This window comes from Candidatus Dadabacteria bacterium (assembly GCA_026708565.1).
GTDB lineage: Bacteria > Desulfobacterota_D > UBA1144 > Nemesobacterales > Mycalebacteriaceae > Mycalebacterium.
Genome location: JAPOUR010000017.1, coordinates 14,589 through 37,922 on the forward strand (window position 1 = coordinate 14,589; position 23,334 = coordinate 37,922).

A 23,334-nucleotide genomic window follows, 5' to 3' on the forward strand; every position below is an offset into this window, starting at 1 on the left:
CCGCGCAATTTGAAATCCGTAAGCGGTGAAATATAATCGCTCCATTATGAAAGTTTCCCGCCGCCGCTGGAAATCCGCTCTTATGGACAGCCTTCCGGAGTATGTTTTCAACTCCGTTGACAGGCTCAAAAGAGACGCCCGCGCAAGGGGCGAAGACATCATAGACCTCGGAATGGGCAATCCCGACCGCCCCACGCCGGGGCACATCGTTGAAAAACTGACCGAGGCGTCCGCAAAGCCGCGCAACCACAGGTATTCGGCCTCCGCCGGAATACCGAACCTGAGAAAAGCGGTGTGCGACTGGTATCAGAGAAAGTTCGGCGTGCGCCTCAATCCCGACACCGAGGCGGTCGCCACAATGGGAATCAAGGAGGGCATATCACACCTTATGCCGTGCCTGATTGAACCGGGAGACTCGGTTGTCGTGCCGTCTCCCGCCTACCCCATACACCCTTATTCGGTAACCATCGCCAGAGGAAAACCGGTTTCCGTGCCGATGGCGGAGGACGAAGACAAGTTTATCGCCTCCATTGAGCGCGCGATAAAAAGGGGCGGCGGAAAGGTAAAGGCGATTCTTATATCGTTTCCGAACAATCCGACAACAAGAACGGTCAGCAAGGAATTCTTTGAAAAAGTGGTTGAGCTTGCGCGCGAGGCGAAGGTGGCGGTGATACACGATTTCGCCTATGCGGAGTTGTGTTTTGACGGCTACCAGGCCCCCAGCATAATGCAGGTCAAAGGGGCGAAGGATGTGGCGGTTGAGTTCTACTCCCTTTCCAAGACATACAACATGCCGGGCTGGAGGGTCGGCTTCATGGTCGGCAACCGGGACATTGTGGCGCACCTGAAGAAACTCAAAAGTTACCTTGACTACGGTATCTTTCAGCCCATTCAGATATCCGCCATTCTCGCAATGAACGGCCCGCAGGAATGCGCCCGGGAGGTGAGGGAAACCTACCGCCTCCGGCGCGACAGTCTCGTCAAATCGTTCGCCCGCGCCGGGTGGGAGATTGAACCGCCGGGCTCAACGATGTTCGTGTGGGCGAAGATACCCGCGCGGTTTGAAAAGATGGGCTCTCTTGAGTTCTCAAAAATGCTGATAAGGAAAGCCGGGGTCGCGCTGTCGCCCGGCGTGGGTTTCGGGGCTCGCGGCGAGGGCTTTGTGCGCCTCGCGCTTGTTGAAAACGAAAAGCGCATAAATCAGGCGGCTCGCAACATAAAGAGAGTTCTGGGACAGCGCTAAAACGCCTGCCCTATGTTAAAAAGGAACTGATACCTTCCCAGCCGGGGGTGGGGATTGAGCGCATAGCCGAAATCAAGGCCTATGGGTATTCCGGAAACCTTGTATCTCAGGCCGAAGCCCGCCGCATACCTGAGGTCTTCAAGGGGGTAGTCAAAACTGCGCTCAAACACATTGCCGTAGTCAAAGAAAGCCACGCCGCCGAGGTAGGGCCACGGCAGGGGCAGGGGAAACCTCACCTCCACGCTGCCCGTAATCAGGGAGTTTCCGCCGAGCGGGTCTTTATTCGCGTCAAGAGGTCCCAGAGTTTGAAAGGAAAATCCCCTCATGTTTTCGCCGCCGGCGAACAGGCGGCGAAAGACGGGAACTTCATCCCCGCTTGTGCTTCCGAAGGTCTCTATAAAGCCCGCCTGTATCCTCTTTGCCAAAACGGTTCCCCACAGACGGCCGCCGAAATCATAGTAGCCCGCAACCTCAAAAACCGATTTCAAGTATTCCCTCTCGGAGCCCAGCAGGTCGGGTGAAAGTTCCAAGTCCATATCAAAATAAAAGCCGCGCGCCGGGTCAAGAGGGTCGTCCGTGCGGCTCAAGTGGAAGCCGCCGCGCAACAGAACAAGAAAGATGTTTCCAAGGTCTCTTGTGTCGGCGGGGGCTCTTATTATCGTGGAATCTATGACGGTGGGAATGAAGCGGACGGTGAAAAGCCCCCTGTGAAGACCCTTTTCCAGTTCGGTTGACCCTATAAGAAAGTCCGCCTCGTGGCTGGGATAGTTTTCCCGCCGTATATCAAAGAGCGCGGACAAAATGGAGTCCGGCCCGAGAAAGCCGGGCTGCTGTATGGACGCCGAGGCGCTCTGGGAGGCGAATGACGCCTGCGCCGACAACTCAAGGGTTCTGTTGAGGTTCAGAAAGTTCCTGTTGATGAACTTCACGCGCCCGCGAACCTTGTCCTCCCTGCCCGCCCCGGCGCTGACCTGAAAGGTTCTGTTTTTTCTTCCCACCGCCCTGACAACCGTCCGCACGGACATGTTGAGGGAATCCGTGCTCGGAGTGATGGAAACCGACTCAAAGTAGCCGAGGCCTATGAGCCGCCTTTTTGACTCAAGAATTTTTGACGGCGCGCTGGGCTCTCCGGTTTTGTAGGCGATTGCCCCTATCACCACATCCCTGAGAGACTCGTCCGAAACGTCAATCTCTATGTCGCCAAAGGTGTGGACGCCGCCCGGAATGATGGAGAAGGTCAAATCCGCCCGCCTTTCAGACCTGTTGACCTCGCCCCTTGATTCAACGGCGGCTCCCGCGTAGCCCATTTCAAGCAGGGTGTTTTTGACAACCCCCTTCGCCTTTCTGAACCGCCTCACGCTGAAACGTTTGCCGCGAACAAGCGGTATCTCCGCAAGCGCCTCATTCAGGCGGGAAATGTGGGCGGGCGGAAAATCCTCCGCTTTTATGTCAAGGTTCACATGAGACACTACGGTCGGGCTGCCGAGGTCTATGTCTATTTGCAGGCTTGCGGTTTTGCCGTCCCGGCTGTCCTTGCGCCGCCAGACAACGGACGATTTGTGGTAGCCGCTCCCCACCAAGAACTGGCGCAGGATTTCAATGTTTCTCTCCACCATCAGCGGGTCAAGGGGCGGCTGGCTCTTCCAGAAAAAGACGCGACTGTGCGGAACGATTTCCGGGATAACATCCTTTATGTCGGTCTCGCTGATGTCGCCGTTTCCGCGAATGGAGAGTTTTGTTATAAGGGGAAATTTCTCAAGCGCCGCCGAGGGGGGCGCAAGAAATGCAAGAGCAATCAGAACTGTCAGGGATGCCGCACAAAGCCCGCGCATATCTGTCCGTCACAAACGGCGGAAACGGACGCGGTTACTGTCCCTTCAGTATGTCGTATCCGGTAATTGACATACTTTTTTCCGCCATGCTTTCAACATACTGCGAGTCAACCATTCCCGCATTGAATGCCTTTGAAATGCGCATAAGGGCTATTTTTGCGGTCGCCTCATCAACCATCTGGCCGGTGTCGGGGTCAAACATGCTTCCGCCTCCCTGTTTGTGGTAGAAGTCCAATTGGTGTTTTGCCTCTTCAATCTGTTTTTCGGTCGGGGTGAAGCCGCCGTTGGCGATTGCCGCCTGCTGCGGGTGGATAACCCATGTGCCGTCCATTCCTATCTCCGCGGAACCGGCGCATTTCTTTGCGAGCCCGCTTTCAACCTCTTTAACGGTTTCGGGGCTGTCGTCCTTTCTCCAGATGCGGAGGTAAACGTTGTCTATCGCGTGAAGCCCCGCCGCTTTTGCCGCTGTAACAACGGCTTTTTTCTCGTAGTAGAAGATCTCGTTCTGCCTGTCCAGCAGAAGGTCGGGGTCAAGCCCGATTTCGGCGGCGTAGTCGGCAATTCCGAACACAAGCCCCGCCATTCTGGGGCTTGCGGTGGCTATTTCGTAGGCGTATTTCAGCGCGCGGGGGCGTTCAATCAGCGCCTCTATGGCGACGGTGGTTTTCCAGTTGTGTTTTTTCTCAAGGTCATCCAGAAGGTCGGACACGATTTTGATGTCTTCGGGGCCGTTGGATTTGGGGATGATAACGCCGTGAAACTTGTCAACCGCTCCGCTCATAACGGCTTCAAGGTCTCCCTTGAAGAAGTCCGAGCGCACATTGTTGGGGCGCACGGTTATGACCTTTTTGCCGAAATCAAGGGTGTTGAGGGCTTCAACCATCACCTGCCTGCTTTTGTCGCCTTTGAATTCGTAGGGGCAGGCGTCCTCAAGGTCCGCCATTACGTGGTCAACGGGCGCTTTGTTTGCGTCCGCCGCGTTTGTGTGAAGTTTGAGGTTGTGTCCCGGATATGTCAGTTCCGTCCGTGGAACTACAACCCTTGAACCGTTATCCAATACAAACATTTTCTTTCTCCCTGTTGTTGGTTTTTGCGCCGAAGACACCGGAAATATCAATAAAAAACGGGGTTTTGTCAAGACGGGATAGTGTCTTTAAGGGCGGGGAAACATCGACGGTCAAAGGTCAATCTTGACTGTTTGCCCTGTCGCAGATTCTTTCAGGCTTCGTGCCAATGCCGCGCGATTCTCCGAAGTGGAGTTCAGGTAGGCGGTCTCATCGGCACTTGTTTTTTTTCTGTTACGAGTACCGGGCTTGACACCAACCGCTACCGATTTTGTTGCCCCGGCTACTGTTTGTTTCTTGTTACGCATGTTGTGCCTCTGTCAAAGTAATATCACTATAGCGACCAAGAGGCAAGTAAAAGGGCGAGTTAAAGTCCCGCCCGAAGACTGTCCATGCCGTGCCGCGCCTGACCCCGCCAGACCTTGCCGCGCCGAACCTCACCGTGCCCCGCCTTACCACACCTCGCCACGGTATCTTATTTCCCTGCCATACCAAGCCCTGCCTAACCGTGCCAGACCCCACCGTGCCAAGCCCAACCTTGCCATGCCGCGCCTGACCCAGCACTGCCTAACCGAGCCAAGCCTGAACCAAGCCTCAAGCCCAATCGGGCTTCTCTTTGACCTCCTCTATGTTCTCAATCGTGAACCGCCCGTAGTGTCCGCTTTTTTCGGGTCTCCAGTCGCCCAAACCGACACGCCGACCGCCGACATCCAGAAACTTCTCAAGTTTCGGCTTGTCTATCAACTCGTCATCTGTGTCCAACACAAACTCCGCGCTCCACTGGTCAAACTTTGCCCGTGTCCGCAAAAGCCGAGACCTCTGCACAACAACCGGCACAGTAAACTGCGCCTTCCGGCTCAATTCCTCAAGCGTCTTGCCGAGTGTCTTGCGGTCGTAGTCAAACTTGACTGCCGCCACAACCAGCCCCTCGCGCACATCGCCGCCCTGCTTTGACTTACGCGCCCCGTTCTCAATCATTCGCCGGATTGCCCCGTGCGGGATTGTCGGTTGATCATTCTCATCAAGCCAGAGCGAAGACTGACATTCAAGTTCCCGGAGTCGGGCTTCGTCTGCCTCTGTGCGGTTGCTTCCTTTCTTTCGGGCGATTTCCGCTTTCTCAAGATTTGCGGGGCTTCTGGTATCCAGCCCTGCTTCCCCGGAGTGCATAATGAGGGGAGTTTCCCCTTTAATCGTAACGCAAAACATTTGCTGATGACCTCCTTAAATGTTGATTTGAAGAGCGGCCTGTCAACACCAAGCCGATAAGCCCGGCGCATTGTGGTCGCTACCTCATGACACGGATTACAGAGCGGGGTAAGGTCGTCTGCGGTAACAGTTGCGGCATAACGCCAATGGTGGGCGTCTGTCGCCTCCGCCGTTCCGCAGAACGCGCACTTTCCGCCCGTGCGGGCAAAACATTCCTTCCGCGCTCGTTGAAATTCGGGACCGTATCGCTTGCTATCCACAAGGGGGGAATTATACCCGCGATTTGAAACCGCATACGGCTTTACATTACCACCCTCAATTCAAACCGCCGGAAACCCTAACTCCAATCATCCGGTTTTCTAATGGTGGTTCCGGGAATGTTGTCGGGCATTTGAGACTTGTGCAGGAGCGACCCTCTTATTTTTCTCACAAAATGAGCGTATTTACCCAGTTGCGCGGAGGACGTTCCGCCCGGAGTTATCAGACCAATCACTTTTTCGGGAAACCGCTCCCTTACCATCTTCAGCGATTCAGTCATATCGCTGTCATTTGAGGCGATAACGGCGCAATCGTATGTGTCAAGCCATGCATCATTGAGAAGGTGAACCGCCAGATTTACATCCGAGCCTTTCTCTTCGGCTCTCCACACTTTTACCGTATTGTGAGGCGGAGTCACTTCCGCCATTGCGACTTTGTGAAGCGCAAAATGACCGTAGTGAATGCTGATTTCAGGAATGTGCTTTTGCAATGCCCGCAAGTAGGTTTGCTGTCTTTGCGGCGCTTTTTCGTTGCCGGGTATGGGTTTTACTATTGCCGTAAAATACTTGATTTGAGTAATAAGGTTGTTGCTTTTGAGTAATTGAGAGAACAGAGATTTCAGGTCAAGCCACTTGAAAGGAGTGTTTTTTACACAACCGTAATAAAGGTTTAGACCGTCAACATATACTGTTGTCCTCAGAGACTTCATTGACATAAAGCAAGGGCTCCCGAAGGAGCCCTGCGGTCCGGGGACGAATCCGCCGGATGTGGTAGTGTTGAAATATCGCCTTATTTGCCCGCGCTGTCAAGAATTTTTTTAACCGTATGACGGATGCCAATCACCCCCACAAACCAGAGCCTCAGTAAACCTCAAGCAACCTTCTTGCTATCACTTCGTGCTGAATCTCGCTTGTCCCCTCAAAGATGCTGAACACCCTTGCGTCCCGCCAGAACCGCTCCATCGGATACTCCGATGAATAGCCGTAACTGCCGAACACCTGCATCGCCTCTCTTGTAACAAACTCCGCCATCTGCGCCGCCTTCGCCTTGGCGACACCGGCTTCAAGGTCGCACCTCTCGCCCCTGTCCTTCTTTTCCGCCGCCACATAGGTCAGGTAACGCGCCGCCTCAAGCTCCGTCCACATCTCGGACAGTTTGTGCCGTATGATTTGAAACTCGCTTATGGACTTGCCGAACTGGTTGCGCTCCTTTGAGTATTTAACCGCCTCCTCAAACGCCGCCTGCGCCACGCCGACCGCGCGCGCGGCGGTCTGTATCCTTGCCGCCTCAAAGGTGGACATAAGATGATAAAACCCCCTGCCCTCCTCCATTCCCAGAAGGTTTTCCGCCGGAACTCTGCACTCGTCAAAACTCACTGTGAAAGACTTCATTCCGTGATAGCCGATTGTGGGAATGGGCCCGCCCGCAATGTTGGGGTGGTCAAGATGTTCGGACGGCTCTTTTTCAACAAGGAAAATACTGAGCCCCTTGTGCCTCTTTGAGGCGTCGGGGTCAGTGCGGGCGAGAACCGCCAGAATGTTCGCGCGGTTGGCAAATGTGCACCATGTTTTCTCCCCGTGAAGGATGTAATGGTCTCCGTCCTTTGTCGCCCGGAGTTTTATGCCCGCGAGGTCTGAGCCGTTGTCGGGCTCGGTGAATGCGGCGGCGGACATAAGTTCGGCGGACGCAAGGCCCGGAAGAAATCTCTTTTTCTGCTCCTCGTTTCCGCCGTTCTGAAGCAGAGTGCCGGTTATGATGTTTCTGGTCATAACGCTCCCCGCGCTCAGAAGGCCCCTGCTGAGCTCCTCGGTAACCACCGCCATGCTCACATAGTCAAGCCCCACGCCGCCGAGTTCCTCGGGAAATATCATGCCGAAATAGCCGAGGTCTCCCATCTCCCTGATGATTTCGGGCGGAATCTCCTTGTTGTTGGTGTGTATGTCCGCCGCGATGGGAACAATTTTCTCTTCGGTGAATTTTCGGACTTCGCGCCTTATCTCTTCGTGTTCATCTGTGCACAGAGGCATGTCGGTTTTATCCCCCCGGATGTCTTATTAAAACGGCGCGCGCCGGACGGGCGCGCGACTGTTATATGAAACCGGCAACGGCGCGTTTTGTCAAACCGCGCCGCGCTTTGCGTAAACAAGATAACGGACGGGTTTGCCCTGCCCCCGGAAGATTTTTTCAAATCTGGTCTGCGGCCTCCCGCCCGGATACTCAAGCAGAGCGCCGCCCGAAACATTCTCAAACTGCGCCGACCCGTCAAGGGTTTCTGCCACAACCTCCATGTATTCCCCGTGGTCACTCGCCACCTCAAGCCGCCCCCCGCCCCTGAGAGCCGCGCCCAGAAGAGAGACAAAACCGGGGCTGACAATTCTGTGCTTGTGGTGTCTGCCCTTGGGCCACGGGTCGGGAAAGTTGATGTATATGCGCTCAAAAGAGCCCGGCGCGAACAAACCGGCGGCGACAGTCCCTTCAAGGTGGATAAACTTTACATTGTCCGCGCCGAGCCTGTCCGCCGCCCGGACGGCCTTTTTGAACCTGCCGAACTTGATCTCAACCCCTATATGGTTGAAGCCCGGCATAAGGCGCGCCGTCTCAAGCAGAAACTCGCCGTCTCCGCAGCCGATGTCCAGAGTGAGCGGCCTGTTGCCGGGAAAAACCGCGTCCGCGCTTATGGGCGGCATCAGGGTTGACAAATCAAAAGCCCGGGGCGAGCCCTTCATAAGGCGCTCTCTTCCACGGGTATGGCGTGCCGCCCGTCCGCTGTTGCCATCTCGCCTATGCGGCGGGGCAAAGCCATCTCCACAGAGCCCGCGCGCGCCTTTTTGTCAAGTTTCATGGCGGCGAAAAGACGCGCCTTATCCCCTTCGGGAAGGTCGGCGGGAAGCCCGGCGGCCTCCACAAGCCGCCTTATGCGCTCTGCGTCCGCGCGGGGCAAGATACCCTTGGAAACGGCTATTTCCGCCTCTTTGACCATGCCAATCCCCACCGCCTCCCCATGCGAAACGCTATAGCCCGAAAGCATTTCAACCGCATGGCCTACCGTGTGGCCGAAGTTCAGGATCTTCCGCAAATCCTGCTCCCTTTCGTCCTTCTCAACAACATCCGCCTTGATTCGGCAGCTTTCTTCAACCACACGGGCGACTGTTTCCGTGTCTCCGTCAAGTAGCGCCGCCATGCTTTTCTCAAGAAACTCAAACAGCCCCGCATCTTTTATAACGCCGTATTTGATAACCTCCGCCGCCCCCTCCACCATGCCGGAGCGGGGCAGGGTTGAGAGCAGCGATATGTCCGCATAGACGGCCCTCGGCTGGTGAAACGCCCCTATGAGGTTTTTGCCCGCCGGTGTGTCAACGCCGGTCTTTCCGCCGACCGCGCTGTCAACGCACGCGACCAGAGTTGTCGGTATCTGAACGTATGGAACGCCCCGGCAGTATGTGGCCGCCACAAAACCTGCCAAATCCCCCACAACGCCGCCGCCAAGCGCAATAATGCCCGAATCTCTGCCGAAACCCGCGCCCAGCATTTCGTCTTCAATGCGGCTTTTTGTCTTCCGGTTTTTGTTCTCCTCTCCGGCGGGAAACGAAAACACCTCCGCCGGGTGCGGCTGTTTTTCAATCTCCGCCATAAGGGCGGGAGCGTGTATGCGTTCCAGATTGGAGTCCGTTATCACCGCCCAGCGGGAGACACCGGCGGTTGCGGCCATGTTACGGGCGGCAAGGGCAAGCAGCCCCTCGCCTATGGTTATGGTGTATGAGCCGCCGCCCGCGCGAACATCCACTTCCGCCCTGATGAGCATTTCTAAGGCCCCTAAACCTCAAACTGTATCACGGAAAAAACCGGCTCTTTCAGTTTGGACGCGCCGGAAAGCTCCGTGAGTTCAATCAGGAAAACATAGGCCGCCACCGTCCCGCCCACGCTTCGTATCAGACGGCCTGTCGCCTCGGCTGTGCCCCCGGTGGCAAGCAGGTCGTCAACAATCAGTATCTTTCCGCCCTTCTTCACCGCGTCCTTGTGAATCTCAAGGGTGTCCGTCCCGTATTCAAGGTCGTAGGATTCCGCCTGTGTTGAGTAGGGAAGTTTTCCCATCTTCCGTATAAGAACCATCCCCTTGCCGACCTTCCGGCAAAGGGCCGCGCCAAAGATAAAACCGCGCGACTCAATGGCCGCCACCGCATCAAAATCCAAATCACCCACCAATTCGTGCATGCGGTCCACGGCTTCGGAAAAAGCCGCGCCGTCCTGAAGCAACGGGGTAATATCGTGAAAACAGATTCCCTCTCTGGGAAAGTCCTGAACATCGCGAATATGCTTCTTGACATCAATCATGAAGTGCTATTATAACACGGGACATGGTTTTTTCTTTTGTAGCATTCGCGGCCGTTGCGGCGCTTGCGGTCGCGCAGGTTGCCGCGGCGGCGGTCGGCGGAACGGCGGTCGGCTTTGAATTTGAACTGACGCCGGAGGCGGTTTTTGAGCGGGCGCGGCTCGCCGGACTCAAAACGGAGGAAGAGGGAAAGGAAAAGGACGCCCGCCGAAAAACGGTCTTTCTGGGAGCGATGCCGGGAATTCCGCAGGCGGGCGGAGAGATGAGGACGCGGGTGTCATTTTTCAAAGGCAGGGTTGACGGCGTTACATTGCTTGTGGGCGGAGCGGACAGGAATGACGCGCTTGTTCTTCAAGAGTTCATTGAGCGGAAATACGGCAAGCCGGACGCGGAAAAGACCGTCTTTTCATACACCGTCAAATCATGGAACGAAGACGGCTCAAAAGTCGTTCTCAGCCACTCTGACGGAAATGTTCTGACTCTCGCCCACACCCACACCGGCCTCAGAAAAAAGAGGCGCGAGAGGGAAATAAAAAGAGACAAAATCAAAGACAAGCGCCATCCCGTCCAAAGGATGATAGACGGCGACTACTCAAAGCCCGATTATATTGAATAACCCTCGGGCAGTATTTTCAGGAGGCGCACCCCTCAAGGACAAGGCCCGCCATGTCTCCCACTATGCGCGTGAGAGAGAAGTCTTTCGGTGTGTAAACCTTCCGGACGCCGCTCCGCACCAGTTTTCTCACATCCTCGTCCGGTATGATGCCGCCCGCGATAACGGGAATATCCGTCATTTCCTTGCGTTTCAGCATCTTCATAATGCGCGGAACAACCGTGTTGTGAGAGCCTGAGAGAATGCTGAGCCCTATCAGGTCAACATTTTCCTGCTCCGCCGCGCTGACTATCTGTTCGGGCGTGAGGCGTATTCCCTGATACAGAACCTCCATTCCCATGTCCCTCGCCCTGACGGCGATTTGCTCTGCGCCGTTGGAATGCCCGTCAAGGCCGGGCTTGCCGATCAGTATTTTCGGCGGGCGGCCCAGGGACTCTTTAATTCGCCTGATGTCCTTTCTGGCGCGCAGTTCCTCGTCTCGCGGTTTTCCGCCGGGCAGGCTCACGTTTGCGCCGGTGGGGGCTCTGTATTCGCCGAACCGCTCCCTGAGCGTGTCCGCCCATTCGCCCGTGGTAACCCCCGCGCGCGCGCACTCAACGGACGGCGGCATGATGTTTTTGCCGCTTGCGGCGGCCTCCGCAAGCGCCCGCAAAGCGCTTTTCACCTTTTTTGAATTCCTTTTTTTCCTGAACGCGGCAAGCCGCCGGGACTGCTCCCGGACAAGGGCGGGATCAACCTTGTGTATGGATGCCTCAAGCGAGCCGGTGAGCGGAGACGGTTCGGTTTCGGTGTGGCAGTTCACGCCCACCCGCATTATTTCGCCCGACTCAACCCTGGCCATCCGCCCGGCGTTTGAAGCCACAAGGCTCTCCTTCATGTAGTCAATCGCGCCCAGCGCCCCGCCCATGCGCTCTATCTTGCGAGCCTCGGCAAGCGCCTCTTTTTTGAGTTCCCTCACCTTTGCGCCCACCACCTTTGAGCCGTCAAATATGTCGGGATACTCAAGAATGTCCGTCTCATGGGCGAGTATCTGCTGAAACCGCAGAGACCACTGCTGGTCCCACGGACGCGGAAGCCCGAGCGCCTCGTTCCAGGCGGGCAGTTGTATGGCGCGCGCCCTCGCGTTTTTTGAAAGCGTTACATCAAGCATTTGCAGTATGATGCGCGCCACATTGTTTTCGGGCTGGTCGGCGGTCAGGCCGAGAGAGTTGACCTGAACACCGTATCTGAATCTTCGCAGTTTTTCGTCTTTGACGCCGTAACGTTTTTTTGTGAGGCCGTCCCATATCTCGGCCATTGCGCGCATCTTGCACATCTCTTCAACAAACCGTATGCCCGCGTTCACAAAAAACGATATTCTCCCCACCACGCCGGGGAAATCGGCTTCGGAAACGACCCCGCTCGCCTTCACGGCGTCAAGAACGGCGGTGGCGTTCGCCATTGTGTAGGCAATCTCCTGAACCGGAGTGGCTCCCGCTTCCTGAAGGTGGTAACTGCATATATTTATCGGATTCCACTTCGGCGCTTCCGCATAGCAGTGTGCCACCATGTCGGAGATGAGCCGCATGGAGTCCGCGGGGGGAAAGATGTATGTCCCGCGGGACAGGTATTCCTTGATTATGTCGTTCTGGGTCGTCCCCGCAAGCGAGGCGGGGGCGATGCCGCGCTTTTCGGCGACGGCAATATAAAGCGCAAGCAGCCACGCCGCAGTGGCGTTAATAGTCATAGACGTGTTCATCCGGTCAAGCGGAATGCCCTCAAAAAGCGCCTCCATGTCCTCAATGTGGCAAACGGGGACGCCCACTTTGCCCACTTCGCCTTCGGCAAGGGGGCTGTCGCTGTCGTATCCCGTCTGAGTGGGCAGGTCAAAAGCCACGCTGAGGCCGGTCTGCCCTTTTTCAAGGTTCTTTCTGTAAAGTTCGTTGGACGCCTTCGCCGTTGAGTGACCGGCGTAGGTGCGCATTATCCACGGGCGGTCTTTACCGACCACCGGCCCGGAACTTTTTCCATTTTTAAGAGACGGCATCCGCTCACAAAGCCTCCAACGGGTTAATTGTAAGTCCGCCGGGCGGCAAGTCAAGAAACGCGCCGCCGCGCGCGGGTTGTGGTATAGTATCTGCCCCAAACCGGACGGGGGTGAAAATCTTAAAATGATAGTGGTAATGAAAAGCACGGCGGAGCCGAAAGACATTGAGAGGGTAATGTCCGCCATAAACGACCTCGGCTACAAAGCCCATCCCATAGAAGGCGTGCTTCGCACTGTTATCGGCGTTGTCGGCGATGACCGGGACAATACCGCTCCTCTGGAAAGCCTTGCCCAGTTGAGCGGGGTTGAAAAAGTCGTTCCCATCCTCCAGCCCTACAAACTGGCAAGCAGAGAGGTGGAGGACAAAACCTCCCAGGTGCGTATTGGAGACACCGTTGTCGGCGGACGGGAAATAGCCGTCATGGCGGGCCCGTGCTCCGTTGAAAGCAGAGACCAGATAATGACAATAGCGCGCGCCGTCAAAAAATCCGGCGCGACCATGCTGCGCGGCGGCGCGTATAAGCCGCGCACATCGCCCTATTCGTTTCAGGGCCTCGGCAAAGAGGGGCTTGACCTCATGCTTGAGGCAAAAAAGGAAACGGGGCTTCTTCTGGTAACGGAGATTATGGACATCGGCGATCTGGAAAAGCTTGACGAGTATGCCGACCTGCTGCAGGTGGGGGCGAGAAACTCGCAAAACTACTCGCTTCTCAAGGCGCTGGGCAAGTCAAACAAACCGGTGCTGCTCAAGCGGGGGCTCTCAACCACCATCAACGAGTTCCTCATGTGCGCCGAATACATACTGTCCGAAGGCAACAGCCGGGTGATACTGTGCGAGCGCGGAATCCGGACTTTTGAAACCGCCACCAGAAACACGTTTGACCTTAACGCAATACCCGTTCTCAAGGAGAAGACCCACCTGCCGGTCATAGCCGACCCCAGCCACGGAACGGGCTACTGGAATTATGTAACGCCCATGGCGCTGGCGGCGGTGGCCGCCGGGGCGGACGGGCTTATAGTGGAAGTTCACAATGAGCCGGAAAAGGCTTTCAGCGACGGCGGACAGTCTCTGAAACCGAAAAAGTTTGAAGACCTGATAAAAAGAGCCGCCCTCGTGGCGGAAGCGGTCGGGCGGACGATGACGGTCAGCTGACCTTAACCTTCCCGCCTTCAAGCCGTATCTCCCCCCGCGCCAGTTTCCCTATCACTTCGGGGTATATTCTGTGCTCCAGTTCGTGAATCTTTTCCGACAGAGTCTGCTCCGTGTCCCCCGGCTCCACGGCAACGCGGGCGGCGGTGATAACGGGCCCCGTGTCCAGCCCCTCGTCCACGAAGTGAATTGTGCAACCGGCCTCGGCAACCCCGGCGGCAAGGGCTTGCCGGACGGCGTTCATTCCACGGAAATCGGGCAGCAGGGACGGATGAATGTTGACTATCCTGCCCTCAAATCTTTTCACAAATTCCGGCGAAAGAACCCTCATAAACCCCGCAAGGACTATCAGGTCTGGGTCGCGGGGGGCGAGCCGCGCCAGAATTTCGGCCTCAAAATCACCGCGCGATTCATACAGCGAGCGGTCAACCGTTTCAACGGGAACTCCGGCCGCTTTCGCCCTGTCAATGGCGCGGGCGCCGGGTCTGTCGCAAATGACGGAAACAATGCGGACACCTTCAATTGCGGCGTCCATAATTGCCTGAAAGTTGCTGCCCCCGCCGGAAACAAAAACGGAAACCTTGAAAACGGGGGCCATCAACTTAATTTTTGAAAGAACCAAGGCGGCAACCTACTTTCCCACTCCCGAAGGGAGCAGTATCATCGGCCCACGAGGACTTAACTTCCGGGTTCGGAATGGAGCCGGGTGTTTCCCCTCTGGCATAGCCACCCAGATTCGGGAGGCATTTTAGCATACAAGCGGGGTCTGTCAATCCGCATAAAGGCGAATTTGGGATTTTCTGCTGTTTTTCTTGAGTTTGGTCAGAGACTTGACTTCTATCTGCCGGACTCTTTCCTTTGTAATCCCCAGATGCTTTCCGATTTCCTCAAGCGTGTATTCCTTCTTTTCCCCGATACCGAAACGCATTTTGATAACCTTCTGCTCTTTGGGCTTGAGAACCTTCAGAGCGTTGCGCACAAGCGTGGTCAGCTCATTCTCCTCCACTATCTCCGATGACAGCACGCCGCGCCCCTTGTCTTCAACAAAGTCAAGCACCGTGCCTTCCTCGTTGCCGAGGGGAGCATCAAGTGAAAGCGTGCCTTCCGCAAATCTGAGAGTCCTTGAAACATCTTTCGGCGTCTGCTCAAGTTGCGCGGCAAGTTCCTCCATTGACGGTTTCTTGCTCATCTTCTGGAATAAAGACTGTCTGGTTTTGTATATCTTGCTCACATTCTCAACCATGTGAACCGGCAGTTTGATCACCCTTGACTGCTCGGCAATCGCGCGGGTTATGGCCTGCATTATCCACCAACTCGCGTGTGTGGAGAATTTGTTGCCTCTGCGGTATTCAAACATGTCAACCGAGTGCCTGAGCCCTATGTTGCCCTCCTGAATCAGGTCAAGTATGGGCAGGCCGCGGTTTTTGTATTTGCGCGCTATGCTCACCACAAGGCGCAGGTTGGCTTCAACCAGTTTCTTTCTGTTGAGGGCAACCTCATCGCACGATGAGCGCAAGTCGGAGAGGCATCCCGCAATTTCGTCCTCTTTCTGCGGGGAGCACAGTCTGCGGAGTTTTGTCAAATGCTTTTTCAGTTCGTCCTTCTGCTTGACCGAACGCAGGGTACGGAGGGCGGAGGAGGTTTTCTCAAAGTCGCGCGCGAGCGCGTCCGTGGACTCAAGGGCGGATTCCATGCACTGCTTGAACAGCGGGTTGTGCTGGCGGTTCATTTTTTTCAGGGTGTCAATCGCTTTCTTTTTGACGCGCGACTTTTTGCGCGAAATCTCGCGCAAAGTTCCGCCGGACTCTTTGATTTTCTTAATCTGACCGCGAATTTCCGTCAAACGTTCCACGCACTCAAGAAAAACCTGTAGCATCGCATAGTAGCGGTTGTTTGAAGGGGTCTTGCCGTCATCCGGGCCATCATCTTTCCCTGCCCTGCAGAACTCGCGGACAATAAAATCCGAACCGAGAACAGCCGCGGCAACCTTTTCCTTTGAGACTTCAAGGGCCTTTGCCACCTCTATCTCCTGTTCTTTTGTGAGCAGCGGGTGGGTCGCGATGTCCTGAAGATAGGTGCGCATCGGGTCTTTTTCAAAAGAGCCGTTGAGCACAAGGGCGGGAGACCCCTCCGCCGCCTCGGCGTCGTAGAGGTGGCTTTCGTCCCACCGCGCGCCCGCAATTTTCGTTTTTGTGGCTACTGCAACTCCTCCGAATTTATTCTCTGCTTTTCATCAAGCAGTTCTTTGTAACGTTGCATAAGGTCTGTGCCGTCCGCGCCTCCGCCGGACTCAGATACCCTCAACTCTTCCCTAATGGTTTCAAGTTCACGCCCTATGGCGTCCAGTTTCAGCCTCACAAGACACTTCTCTATCTCGGCGCGCACATTGCTCTCGTCCATATAATCTATCTCGTCAAGCGTGAAGTGGGCATGAGAAAGCAACGCGCCGCCCGCGCCGGGAGACGCCGCAACGCCAGACGCGCTCATGGACGAAATAACAGTCTTCACTTCGCCGTCCGGTATGAGTTTTGACACCTCTTCCCCGGAAAGAAACTCCGCCGTCCGGGGAAACTTCAGAGATATTCTGAGCAGCATCATCTCGGCGGCGCTGACTTTCTGAACGGGGCTTTCCTCTTTTGAGGCGGCAGTTACGGACGGCCTTGAGCGGGCGGTCATTGACTTAACGGTTGAATACAGGTCGTTCTCCCTGAATCCGAATCTCCGGGAAACCTCCGTCACATAAGGGCCCGTTTCCGGCGAGTTGCCGAGCGCGGGAACAACCGCCATAAGCCTTCGCGCGGCGGCGGCCTGTGATATTTTCTTTTTGCTTAAAGCGGCGGAAATGTCATCCATCAAAACCCCGGTAAGCGGAGGCGCGGCTTCTATAAGAGCCTTCAGCGCGGCGGAGCCCTTTTCACGGGCAAACCGGTCGGGGTCAAGCCCGCCGGGAACACGCGCTATGCGCGGAACAATCCCGTGCGACATAAAAACCTCTCCCGCCGTAAAAGACGCGTCTATCCCCGCCCTGTCGCCGTCGTAAAGGATGACAACATCGTCCGCGTATCTCCTGATAACGCCGACCTGCTCCCTTGTGAGGGAAGTTCCAAGCGAGGCGGCTGTGTTCTTTACACCCGCCTCATACACGGACAGAAGGTCCATATATCCCTCAACAAGCACGCACACGCCGCTCTTTCTTATCTCCTGCCGGGTTTTGTGAAGCCCGTAGAGCGAACGCCTTTTTTTATAAACGGCGGACTCGGCGGAGTTGAGATACTTCGCGGGGCTCGCCTCCGGATTCAATATCCGCCCCCCGAAACCGATTACTTTCCCGTCCGGGCTGAATATGGGAAACATCAGCCGTCCGCGAAACTTTCCGTAATAGCCCCTCTCATTGGAGGCGACAAGGCCCGCCTCTGCGGCGCGTTTCATTGAGAACCCCTGCTTTCCGATAAAGTCCGGCAGGGCGGACGGCGCGGACGGCGCGTATCCTACGGAAAAATTCTCTTCCATTTCCGGCGTTACACCCCTGCCGCGCAGGTAGGAGGAAGCCGCGCCGCTCTCCGCCGAACCGGAGGAGAGCGACCGCCTGAAAAATCCGCACACCGCTCTGTTCATGTTCAAAATCTCTTCCGCGCCCTTGTTCTCCGAAGAGGAAAACGCCTCCACCGAAACCCCCGCCTTTTCCGCGACCTCGCGGAGCGCCTCCGGAAAAGTGCCGCCGTTTATGCGTTGTAAAAACGCGAACACATCGCCGCCCGCCTTGCAACTGAAGCAGTAAAACATCCCCTTGTCATCATCAACGTGAAGAGACGGGTTTTTGTCATCATGGAACGGGCAGAGACCCTTGTAGGACGCGCCCGCTTTTTTCAAAGCCACATAGCCGTTAATAATCTCGGCTATGCTGACCCTGCTTTTCAGTTCCTGTGCGGAGACCGTTGCCATAATTCACCACAAGCGCGGGAGTTTGCCCCGCCGCAGACGCAATACCTCAGAAACAACTGAAAGCGACTCATCGCCTTGACTTCCTCATGCGCTTAATGGCCGCCAGAACCTTTCTCTTCCGCTTCTGGCTGGGTTTTTCGTAGAACTCTCTCTTGCGAACTTCGGAAACAACGCCCGCCCTCTCAACCTGTTTCTTGAAACGTTTGAGAGCGCTGTCTATGGTCTCGCTTGAACCGACCGTTATCCCCGGCATCAGCGGTTCTCTCCTTCAAACCCGTATGGTGAACCAGTCATAATCGCCCAATCGTAAAGGCAAACGGCGATTATGTCAACGAAAATAATTTTATTTTAAGGGTTTTGGTGAAAACACCTTTCCGAACATCCGCCGTCTGCGGAGAATTTCGCCCTCATTCTCAGGCCCGCTTTTTGCGTCCGGGTGGCGGGTTTTTCTCTGCTTCTCAAGCCGCGCCCCCCACGGGTCGGACTTGTCGCGGACATTTCTTATCAGTCCCATGCCGCCTCCGGAGAGGGGCGGTTTGTGTCAAAAGCCGGGAGCATATAGATTACAGGCAAATGGCGGACCTCATCAGAGAAGTAACCCTAAACTATCTAAACGTCCTTTCAAACACAATACCGGACATGCTGTCGGGCGCGAGCCCGGCGGTGCGGCTGGGCGCTTACTGCGCAACCGCCCTTCTCTACCCCCTCGCGCTGGTGGTTCTTATGTGCCTTGTGGGCGTGGCATGGGTGGCGGTTTCCATAGTGCGCCCCTTTATTGAAGGGGAAACATGAAAAACGGCGCGATACCGCGCCATGTCGCCGTGATAATGGACGGCAACGGAAGGTGGGCGCGCGAAAGGGGAATGAAAAGGGTGGTCGGCCACATCGCGGGAATGAAGTCCGTGGCGGCAACCGTAAAGGCGGCGAGAGAGATGGGCGTCCGGCACTTGAGCCTTTATGCGTTTTCCATACAGAACTGGGGCAGGCCCGAAGGCGAAGTGGCGGGGCTTATGGATTTGCTGGGCGAGTATCTTGAGCGTGAAACGGAAAATCTGGTCAAAAACGGCGTGCGGCTCAACCCCATAGGGCGGCTTGACCGCCTTCCCCGCAACACGCGGAACGCCCTTGAAAAAGCGGTCAAAAAAACCCGGAAGGGGAAAAAATCCACCCTCACCCTCGCCCTCAGTTACGGAGCGAGGGAAGAGATAGTGGACGCCGTACGGAAAATAGCGGCGGAGGGCATACGCCCGGAGAGGATTACGGAAAAGACGGTGGAAAGGCGGCTTCACACCGCCGGGCTGCCCGAACCCGACCTGCTCATCAGGACGGGCGGGGAGATGCGGCTTTCAAATTTCTTCCTCTGGCAGTCCGCCTACACGGAAATCTACGTTACAAAAACGCTCTGGCCTGATTTCAGAAAACGCCACTTCGTAAAGGCGGTGGAAACCTTCATGCGGCGCGAAAGGAGATTCGGCCTCACAAAGCCCCGGCGGGGAGGGGCGCGTTGAAGGCGGTCTCCATACTCGGCTCAACCGGGTCTGTCGGGAGGCAGGCGCTTGAAGTAATAGAAAGGTTTCCCGACCGGTTCAAAGTAACCTCCCTGTCCGCCGGTTCAAACACCAAACTGCTCACGGAGCAGATGAAAAAATTCTCCCCCTCCGCCGTGTGCGTGGGAACAGAGGAGCAGGCGCGCGAGGTGGAGGCCGCCGCAGGCGGGAAAACGCGCGTTCTGTCCGGGAGGGAGGGGCTGCTTGAAATCGCCCGCGATGAATCGGACACGGCGCTTTGCGCGATAGTCGGCGGCGCGGGGCTCGCCCCCACCCTTGCCGCGGTGAGGGCGGGCAAGAGGGTCGCGCTTGCAAACAAGGAGGCGGTCGTGGCGGCGGGCGGGCTCATAATGGACGAGGCCAAGCGGAGCGGAGCGGAGATAGCGCCGGTTGACAGCGAGCACAGCGCGGTGTTTCAGTCCCTGCGGGCGGGAGGGGCGGCGCGGCGAATCGTCATCACAGCTTCGGGCGGGCCGTTCCGGAATTTCAGCGAAGAGCGGTTGCGCGGCGTTACGCCGCAAGACGCGTTGCGCCACCCCACATGGGAAATGGGAGATAAAATAACCGTGGACAGCGCAACCATGATGAACAAGGCGTTTGAAATAATAGAGGCGCGGTGGCTGTTTGACGTCCCGCCCGAAAAAATCTCGGTCTGGATACATCCGCAAAGCGTGGTTCACTCAATCGTGGAGTTTGAAGACGGCTCTTCCGTATGCCAGATGAGCGAGCCGGATATGCGCGTGCCCATCGCCTACGCCCTTTCCTTTCCCGAACGTTTGCCTCTCGGCTCTCCCGCCGTTACGCCGGAGCGCATGGGCGGCCTGTCTTTTGAGGAGGCGGACACCGGCAAAACCGCCGCGCTCGCGCTGGGGTTTGAAGCCCTGAGGGCGGGCGGAACCGCGCCCGCCGCCATGAGCGCCGCCAATGAGGAGGCGGTGCGGCTTTTTCTTGAAAACCGTATAAAATTCACCGACATAGTTGAGGTGGCCGCCGCGGTAACACGCGCCCACAAACCGCGCCCGGCGGACGGGCTGGAGGTTGTGGAGGAAGCGGCGCGGCGCGCCGCGGAACAAGCGCGGTCGGTCGCCTCGGAACTGCAACAATGAGCACGGCGGCGGCGTTTCTTTTCACCATAGGGCTTCTGGTATTCATCCATGAACTCGGTCATTTTCTGGTCGCGCGGTGGTGCGGGGTCAGGGTGGAGGCGTTCGCTCTGGGCTTCGGCCCCGCGCTGCTGAGTTTTGTGCGCGGAGAAACCCGCTACAGCGTGCGCCTTCTTCCGCTGGGCGGTTATGTGAAGATGGCCGGGGAGGACACCGGCGCGTTAATCGTTGAGAGCGCGGACGGCAAAAGCCCGTTCAAAAGCGGAGACAGAATAGTGTCGGTCGGTGGCAACCGATTAAAACCGGAAACGCCCTGGGCGGATGTCGCCCCGTCCGTTAAAACGGGAACGGAGGTCGGCATAGAGAGAAACGGCGAGGAACTGTCCGTCCGGGCGGACGGGGCGGCGGGCTTGCGGGTGTGCGCCGAGAGCGACTATCCGCGCTCATTTTCAAAAAAGAGTGTGGCCCGCAGAATGGCAATCGTAACCGCAGGCCCCCTTATGAACTTTGTCCTGCCGTTTGTTCTTCTGCCTCTGGCGTTTCTGTCCGGGGTTAACGCGCCCGCCTACACGGAGGCCGAGCCGGTGGCGGTCAGAACGGCGGGAGAGATTCGCGCCGGAGACAGAATTCTGTCGGTCAACGGGAAAAAGACGGCCACCTGGAACGAGGTTTCCGCCGCTCTCGGAAACGCAACCGCGGAGGCGGAGGTGTTGAGAAAAAACGGCCGCCGCGACACCGTCCGGGGCGGGCGGGCGGAACTTGCCCCGGAAATTCTGGCTCTTAGGCGCGAAACGATCGTGGGGAAGGTTGCGCCGGGGTCTCCCGCAGAGGCGGCGGGCATAAAGCCGGGAGACAGGGTGGTCTCGGTGGCGGGGCGCAAGGTGAAACTGTGGGAGGATATGGCGCGGGTAATCCGTGAAAACGGGGGCAGAGAGATAGAGGTTTCCCTGCTTCGCGGCGGCTCAAGGGTGCAAACGCGCGCGGTTCCCGTTCCCGCTCCGGAGGGCGGCGCGCTGCTTGGAATCACAATGGACACCGGCGGGACGGTGCTCAAAAAGTTCGGCGTTTTTGAGTCCGCAACAAGGGGAGTTACGCGCGCGGCGGAAATGACCGTTGCCGTGATTGCGGCGTTGTTCGGCCTGCTGGCCTCCCTGCTGAGCGGGGGCCTGTCTCTGGGGCAGGCGGGGCAGTCTCTTGCGGGACCGGTGCTGATAGCAAAGATGTCCGGCGGGGCGGCCGCCGAGGGCATCGCCTCCCTTCTTATGTTTGCATCCGTAATAAGCGTAAATCTGGCGGTCATAAACCTGCTTCCCATCCCCGTGCTTGACGGCGGACACGTGGTCTGGCTCACCATTGAGGGGCTGAGGGGAAAACCCCTGCCGCGCTCCGCAATTGAGCGGGCGACAAAAGCGGGGCTCACCCTTCTTATAACGCTTATGCTGTTAGCCACATACAACGACATATCAAAACTCCTCCGGGGCGACATAACGGAGATTATTGGAAAACTGCTTGGCTCTTCCGGTTAAGGTTAAGGCATGAGCGAAAGGGAAGACATCCTCAAATCAAACAGAGAGTTCTACGAGGCGCTCGGCAAGAGAGACCTTGACGCAATGAAGCGCGTCTGGCTCACGGGAGACAAGGCGGGCTGCGTCCATCCGGGCTGGGCTATTATGCGCAAATGGGAAACCATCATGCAAAGCTGGGAAAGCATCTTCAACCCCGAAGATCAGGTTCACATCAAACTGTCCGACATATCCCTTGAGATCAGCGGCGACATGGCCTGGCTCACATGCATACAGGAAATGTTTTATATCAAGCGCGAGCCGCAGACTTTCAACATCTCGCAGTCCACAAACATCTTCAAAAAGCAGGGCGGCAAATGGGGGATGCTCATCCACCACGCCTCGCCCATCATTGTTACCGGCTACAAGCCCGAAGCGGCAAATCTTCAGTAGGCGGGTGTTAGTATTTGTTGCGGGTTTGTGTATAGTTGCCCGTTGCGCCTGCGGGCGCGGGAGGACAAATGAGCGAAAAAGAAACTTACGTATACGAACCGTTTGCGGAAACCAGTGAATACAAAGAGGTCAACGGCGAGATAATCGCGCAATGGGTTGACACAATGGTGGACCGCGGCACGGAGCGGGTGGACAAAATCATGGACATCGCCACCGGAGTGGGAACAATGGTGCGGCTGTTCGTCTCAAAACTGCCGGAGCAGTTCAAATACTCCGAAGTGGTGTGCCTTGACCAGTCATCCGAGGCGCTCAAAAGGGCGGCGGAAAAACTGAGCGGCTCGGTTGCCAACATGAGTTTTATCAAGGCGAAGGTTCAGGACGCCGAGATAGAGGAAAAGTCCATAGACATTGTGATCTGGGGAAACGGCATACACTATCTCTCCGAACTGGAGCAGAGGGAAAGCCTTGAGAACATCAGAAAGGGGATGAAGGACGGCGGCTGGCTGTTTTTCAACACGGCGTTTTACGAGGGCTCGCGTCCTCAGGAGACCCTTTCCTTTTACAGAACGCAGGTGAAAAAGGCCGTCCAGAGCCTCCGCGAGCGCGGCATCACAAGGGAAAAAGCGCATGTTCGCGCCGAGGCGGCAAATTTTCATCCGAGGGAATACTATGAGGAACTTGTGTCGCTTGCGGGCTTCAAACTGGTGGAGGCGCAGGAATACGCCGCAAACCTGAGCGCCGAGGCGTGGGAATACATAAGTTCCTTCCAGCAATATGCGGCGGGCGCGCTTGGCGGCTACCCGGTTGAAGAGGCGTCCGTTGCCATGAGAGACGCGGTTGCGCCCGCCATAGCGGAGCACGGAGGGCGCAATGAAGACGGTTCAATGTTTGTTACCAGAAACTGGCTTTCCATCTGCGCGCGGGTCTGATTTTCAACCGGACACCGGATACAAACGATAAAGACACCCGCCCGCAATGCGGAATTTTCGGGCATTTTTTCTTGACAAGAAAGGGGGTTACTTGGCAAAATAACCCCTATTGATTGAAGCCACGGGAGGGATTCAA

Annotated in this window: 23 protein-coding genes and 1 rRNA gene; 9 read left to right on the forward strand and 15 right to left on the reverse strand. The window is 56.6% G+C overall.

What is annotated here, in order from left to right:
* The first annotated feature begins 46 nt into the window (after positions 1-46).
* On the forward strand, positions 47-1,243 hold the full coding sequence (locus OXF42_02810; GenBank protein ID MCY4047026.1) for an aminotransferase class I/II-fold pyridoxal phosphate-dependent enzyme: 1,197 nt from the start codon (positions 47-49) through the stop codon (positions 1,241-1,243).
* Here OXF42_02810 and OXF42_02815 read toward each other — a convergent pair.
* The 8 genes from OXF42_02815 to OXF42_02850 form a co-directional block, all read right to left on the reverse strand.
* Entirely contained in the window at positions 1,240-3,075 is a 1,836-nt protein-coding gene (locus OXF42_02815) for a BamA/TamA family outer membrane protein (protein MCY4047027.1), read from the reverse strand. The two genes, OXF42_02810 and OXF42_02815, sit on opposite strands and share 4 nt — an antisense overlap.
* Positions 3,076-3,109: 34 nt before the next feature.
* Positions 3,110-4,141: a CoA ester lyase gene (locus OXF42_02820; GenBank protein MCY4047028.1), complete on the reverse strand. Its 1,032-nt coding sequence runs from the start codon at positions 4,139-4,141 to the stop codon at positions 3,110-3,112.
* Between the two features lie 592 nt (positions 4,142-4,733).
* Complete coding sequence (locus tag OXF42_02825; GenBank protein ID MCY4047029.1) at positions 4,734-5,345, reverse strand: hypothetical protein; 612 nt, start codon at positions 5,343-5,345, stop codon at positions 4,734-4,736.
* A gap of 337 nt (positions 5,346-5,682) precedes the next feature.
* Positions 5,683-6,318: an NYN domain-containing protein gene (locus tag OXF42_02830; protein MCY4047030.1), complete on the reverse strand. Its 636-nt coding sequence runs from the start codon at positions 6,316-6,318 to the stop codon at positions 5,683-5,685.
* Positions 6,319-6,463: 145 nt separating this feature from the next.
* Complete coding sequence (locus OXF42_02835) at positions 6,464-7,630, reverse strand: acyl-CoA dehydrogenase family protein (protein MCY4047031.1); 1,167 nt, start codon at positions 7,628-7,630, stop codon at positions 6,464-6,466.
* Positions 7,631-7,720: 90 nt separating this feature from the next.
* Positions 7,721-8,329 (reverse strand): tRNA (guanosine(46)-N7)-methyltransferase TrmB, encoded by a 609-nt coding sequence (trmB, locus tag OXF42_02840; protein MCY4047032.1) that lies wholly within the window; start codon positions 8,327-8,329, stop codon positions 7,721-7,723.
* Positions 8,326-9,405: a 3-dehydroquinate synthase gene (aroB, locus tag OXF42_02845; GenBank protein MCY4047033.1), complete on the reverse strand. Its 1,080-nt coding sequence runs from the start codon at positions 9,403-9,405 to the stop codon at positions 8,326-8,328. Before aroB ends, trmB begins: the two co-directional genes overlap by 4 nt.
* 11 nt (positions 9,406-9,416) lie before the next feature.
* Positions 9,417-9,932, reverse strand: a complete 516-nt coding sequence (locus OXF42_02850) for an adenine phosphoribosyltransferase (protein MCY4047034.1) — start codon at positions 9,930-9,932, stop codon at positions 9,417-9,419.
* A gap of 26 nt (positions 9,933-9,958) precedes the next feature.
* Between OXF42_02850 and OXF42_02855 the strand changes: the two genes are divergently transcribed.
* Positions 9,959-10,549: a hypothetical protein gene (locus tag OXF42_02855; protein ID MCY4047035.1), complete on the forward strand. Its 591-nt coding sequence runs from the start codon at positions 9,959-9,961 to the stop codon at positions 10,547-10,549.
* A gap of 16 nt (positions 10,550-10,565) precedes the next feature.
* On the opposite strand, the gene OXF42_02860 is transcribed toward OXF42_02855, so the two are convergent.
* Positions 10,566-12,572: a protein meaA gene (locus OXF42_02860; GenBank protein ID MCY4047036.1), complete on the reverse strand. Its 2,007-nt coding sequence runs from the start codon at positions 12,570-12,572 to the stop codon at positions 10,566-10,568.
* A gap of 124 nt (positions 12,573-12,696) precedes the next feature.
* Between OXF42_02860 and aroF the strand changes: the two genes are divergently transcribed.
* Positions 12,697-13,725: a 3-deoxy-7-phosphoheptulonate synthase gene (aroF, locus tag OXF42_02865; protein MCY4047037.1), complete on the forward strand. Its 1,029-nt coding sequence runs from the start codon at positions 12,697-12,699 to the stop codon at positions 13,723-13,725.
* Here the strand turns inward: aroF and purN are convergent.
* The 6 genes from purN to OXF42_02895 form a co-directional block, all read right to left on the reverse strand.
* Positions 13,718-14,344 carry a phosphoribosylglycinamide formyltransferase gene (purN, locus tag OXF42_02870; protein ID MCY4047038.1) on the reverse strand — a complete coding sequence of 209 codons (627 nt, stop codon included), beginning with the start codon at positions 14,342-14,344 and terminating at the stop codon, positions 13,718-13,720. The two genes, aroF and purN, sit on opposite strands and share 8 nt — an antisense overlap.
* Positions 14,341-14,456 (reverse strand): 5S ribosomal RNA (rrf, locus tag OXF42_02875). The genes purN and rrf overlap by 4 nt, the downstream gene beginning before the upstream one ends.
* 35 nt (positions 14,457-14,491) lie before the next feature.
* A complete protein-coding gene (locus OXF42_02880; GenBank protein ID MCY4047039.1) occupies positions 14,492-15,835 on the reverse strand; it encodes a sigma-70 family RNA polymerase sigma factor in 1,344 nt (447 codons plus the stop codon).
* Positions 15,836-15,918: 83 nt separating this feature from the next.
* Complete coding sequence (gene dnaG / locus OXF42_02885) at positions 15,919-17,664, reverse strand: DNA primase (protein MCY4047040.1); 1,746 nt, start codon at positions 17,662-17,664, stop codon at positions 15,919-15,921.
* A gap of 67 nt (positions 17,665-17,731) precedes the next feature.
* Entirely contained in the window at positions 17,732-17,917 is a 186-nt protein-coding gene (gene rpsU / locus OXF42_02890; GenBank protein MCY4047041.1) for a 30S ribosomal protein S21, read from the reverse strand.
* A gap of 90 nt (positions 17,918-18,007) precedes the next feature.
* On the reverse strand, positions 18,008-18,178 hold the full coding sequence (locus tag OXF42_02895) for a hypothetical protein (protein ID MCY4047042.1): 171 nt from the start codon (positions 18,176-18,178) through the stop codon (positions 18,008-18,010).
* 59 nt (positions 18,179-18,237) lie between these two features.
* On the opposite strand from OXF42_02895, the gene OXF42_02900 reads away from it, so the two are divergent.
* From OXF42_02900 to OXF42_02925, 6 genes are all read left to right on the forward strand, one after another.
* On the forward strand, positions 18,238-18,456 hold the full coding sequence (locus OXF42_02900) for a hypothetical protein (protein ID MCY4047043.1): 219 nt from the start codon (positions 18,238-18,240) through the stop codon (positions 18,454-18,456).
* Positions 18,453-19,172 carry a polyprenyl diphosphate synthase gene (gene uppS / locus OXF42_02905; GenBank protein MCY4047044.1) on the forward strand — a complete coding sequence of 240 codons (720 nt, stop codon included), beginning with the start codon at positions 18,453-18,455 and terminating at the stop codon, positions 19,170-19,172. Before OXF42_02900 ends, uppS begins: the two co-directional genes overlap by 4 nt.
* Positions 19,169-20,317, forward strand: coding sequence for a 1-deoxy-D-xylulose-5-phosphate reductoisomerase (gene dxr / locus OXF42_02910; protein ID MCY4047045.1), 1,149 nt, complete (start codon positions 19,169-19,171; stop codon positions 20,315-20,317). The genes uppS and dxr overlap by 4 nt, the downstream gene beginning before the upstream one ends.
* The gene (gene rseP, locus OXF42_02915) at positions 20,314-21,840 is read left to right on the forward strand and encodes an RIP metalloprotease RseP (protein ID MCY4047046.1); all 1,527 of its coding nucleotides are present in this window, start codon (positions 20,314-20,316) and stop codon (positions 21,838-21,840) included. The genes dxr and rseP overlap by 4 nt, the downstream gene beginning before the upstream one ends.
* A gap of 9 nt (positions 21,841-21,849) precedes the next feature.
* Positions 21,850-22,269, forward strand: a complete 420-nt coding sequence (locus tag OXF42_02920) for a nuclear transport factor 2 family protein (GenBank protein MCY4047047.1) — start codon at positions 21,850-21,852, stop codon at positions 22,267-22,269.
* A gap of 68 nt (positions 22,270-22,337) precedes the next feature.
* On the forward strand, positions 22,338-23,198 hold the full coding sequence (locus OXF42_02925) for a class I SAM-dependent methyltransferase (protein MCY4047048.1): 861 nt from the start codon (positions 22,338-22,340) through the stop codon (positions 23,196-23,198).
* The last annotated feature ends 136 nt before the right edge of the window (positions 23,199-23,334 follow it).

Coding starts and splice junctions, on each gene's coding strand:
- OXF42_02855 (MCY4047035.1), top strand. CDS start 9,959: ATGGTTTTTTCTTTTGTAGCATTCGCGGCCGTTGCGGCGCTTGCGGTC.
- OXF42_02895 (MCY4047042.1), bottom strand. CDS start 18,178: ATGGGACTGATAAGAAATGTCCGCGACAAGTCCGACCCGTGGGGGGCG.
- OXF42_02815 (MCY4047027.1), bottom strand. CDS start 3,075: ATGCGCGGGCTTTGTGCGGCATCCCTGACAGTTCTGATTGCTCTTGCA.
- OXF42_02860 (MCY4047036.1), bottom strand. CDS start 12,572: ATGCCGTCTCTTAAAAATGGAAAAAGTTCCGGGCCGGTGGTCGGTAAA.
- aroF (MCY4047037.1), top strand. CDS start 12,697: ATGATAGTGGTAATGAAAAGCACGGCGGAGCCGAAAGACATTGAGAGG.
- uppS (MCY4047044.1), top strand. CDS start 18,453: ATGAAAAACGGCGCGATACCGCGCCATGTCGCCGTGATAATGGACGGC.
- aroB (MCY4047033.1), bottom strand. CDS start 9,405: ATGCTCATCAGGGCGGAAGTGGATGTTCGCGCGGGCGGCGGCTCATAC.
- OXF42_02925 (MCY4047048.1), top strand. CDS start 22,338: ATGAGCGAAAAAGAAACTTACGTATACGAACCGTTTGCGGAAACCAGT.
- OXF42_02830 (MCY4047030.1), bottom strand. CDS start 6,318: ATGTCAATGAAGTCTCTGAGGACAACAGTATATGTTGACGGTCTAAAC.
- OXF42_02820 (MCY4047028.1), bottom strand. CDS start 4,141: ATGTTTGTATTGGATAACGGTTCAAGGGTTGTAGTTCCACGGACGGAA.
- OXF42_02835 (MCY4047031.1), bottom strand. CDS start 7,630: ATGCCTCTGTGCACAGATGAACACGAAGAGATAAGGCGCGAAGTCCGA.
- rseP (MCY4047046.1), top strand. CDS start 20,314: ATGAGCACGGCGGCGGCGTTTCTTTTCACCATAGGGCTTCTGGTATTC.
- OXF42_02825 (MCY4047029.1), bottom strand. CDS start 5,345: ATGTTTTGCGTTACGATTAAAGGGGAAACTCCCCTCATTATGCACTCC.
- trmB (MCY4047032.1), bottom strand. CDS start 8,329: ATGAAGGGCTCGCCCCGGGCTTTTGATTTGTCAACCCTGATGCCGCCC.
- rpsU (MCY4047041.1), bottom strand. CDS start 17,917: ATGCCGGGGATAACGGTCGGTTCAAGCGAGACCATAGACAGCGCTCTC.
- OXF42_02900 (MCY4047043.1), top strand. CDS start 18,238: ATGGCGGACCTCATCAGAGAAGTAACCCTAAACTATCTAAACGTCCTT.
- OXF42_02920 (MCY4047047.1), top strand. CDS start 21,850: ATGAGCGAAAGGGAAGACATCCTCAAATCAAACAGAGAGTTCTACGAG.
- OXF42_02810 (MCY4047026.1), top strand. CDS start 47: ATGAAAGTTTCCCGCCGCCGCTGGAAATCCGCTCTTATGGACAGCCTT.
- dnaG (MCY4047040.1), bottom strand. CDS start 17,664: ATGGCAACGGTCTCCGCACAGGAACTGAAAAGCAGGGTCAGCATAGCC.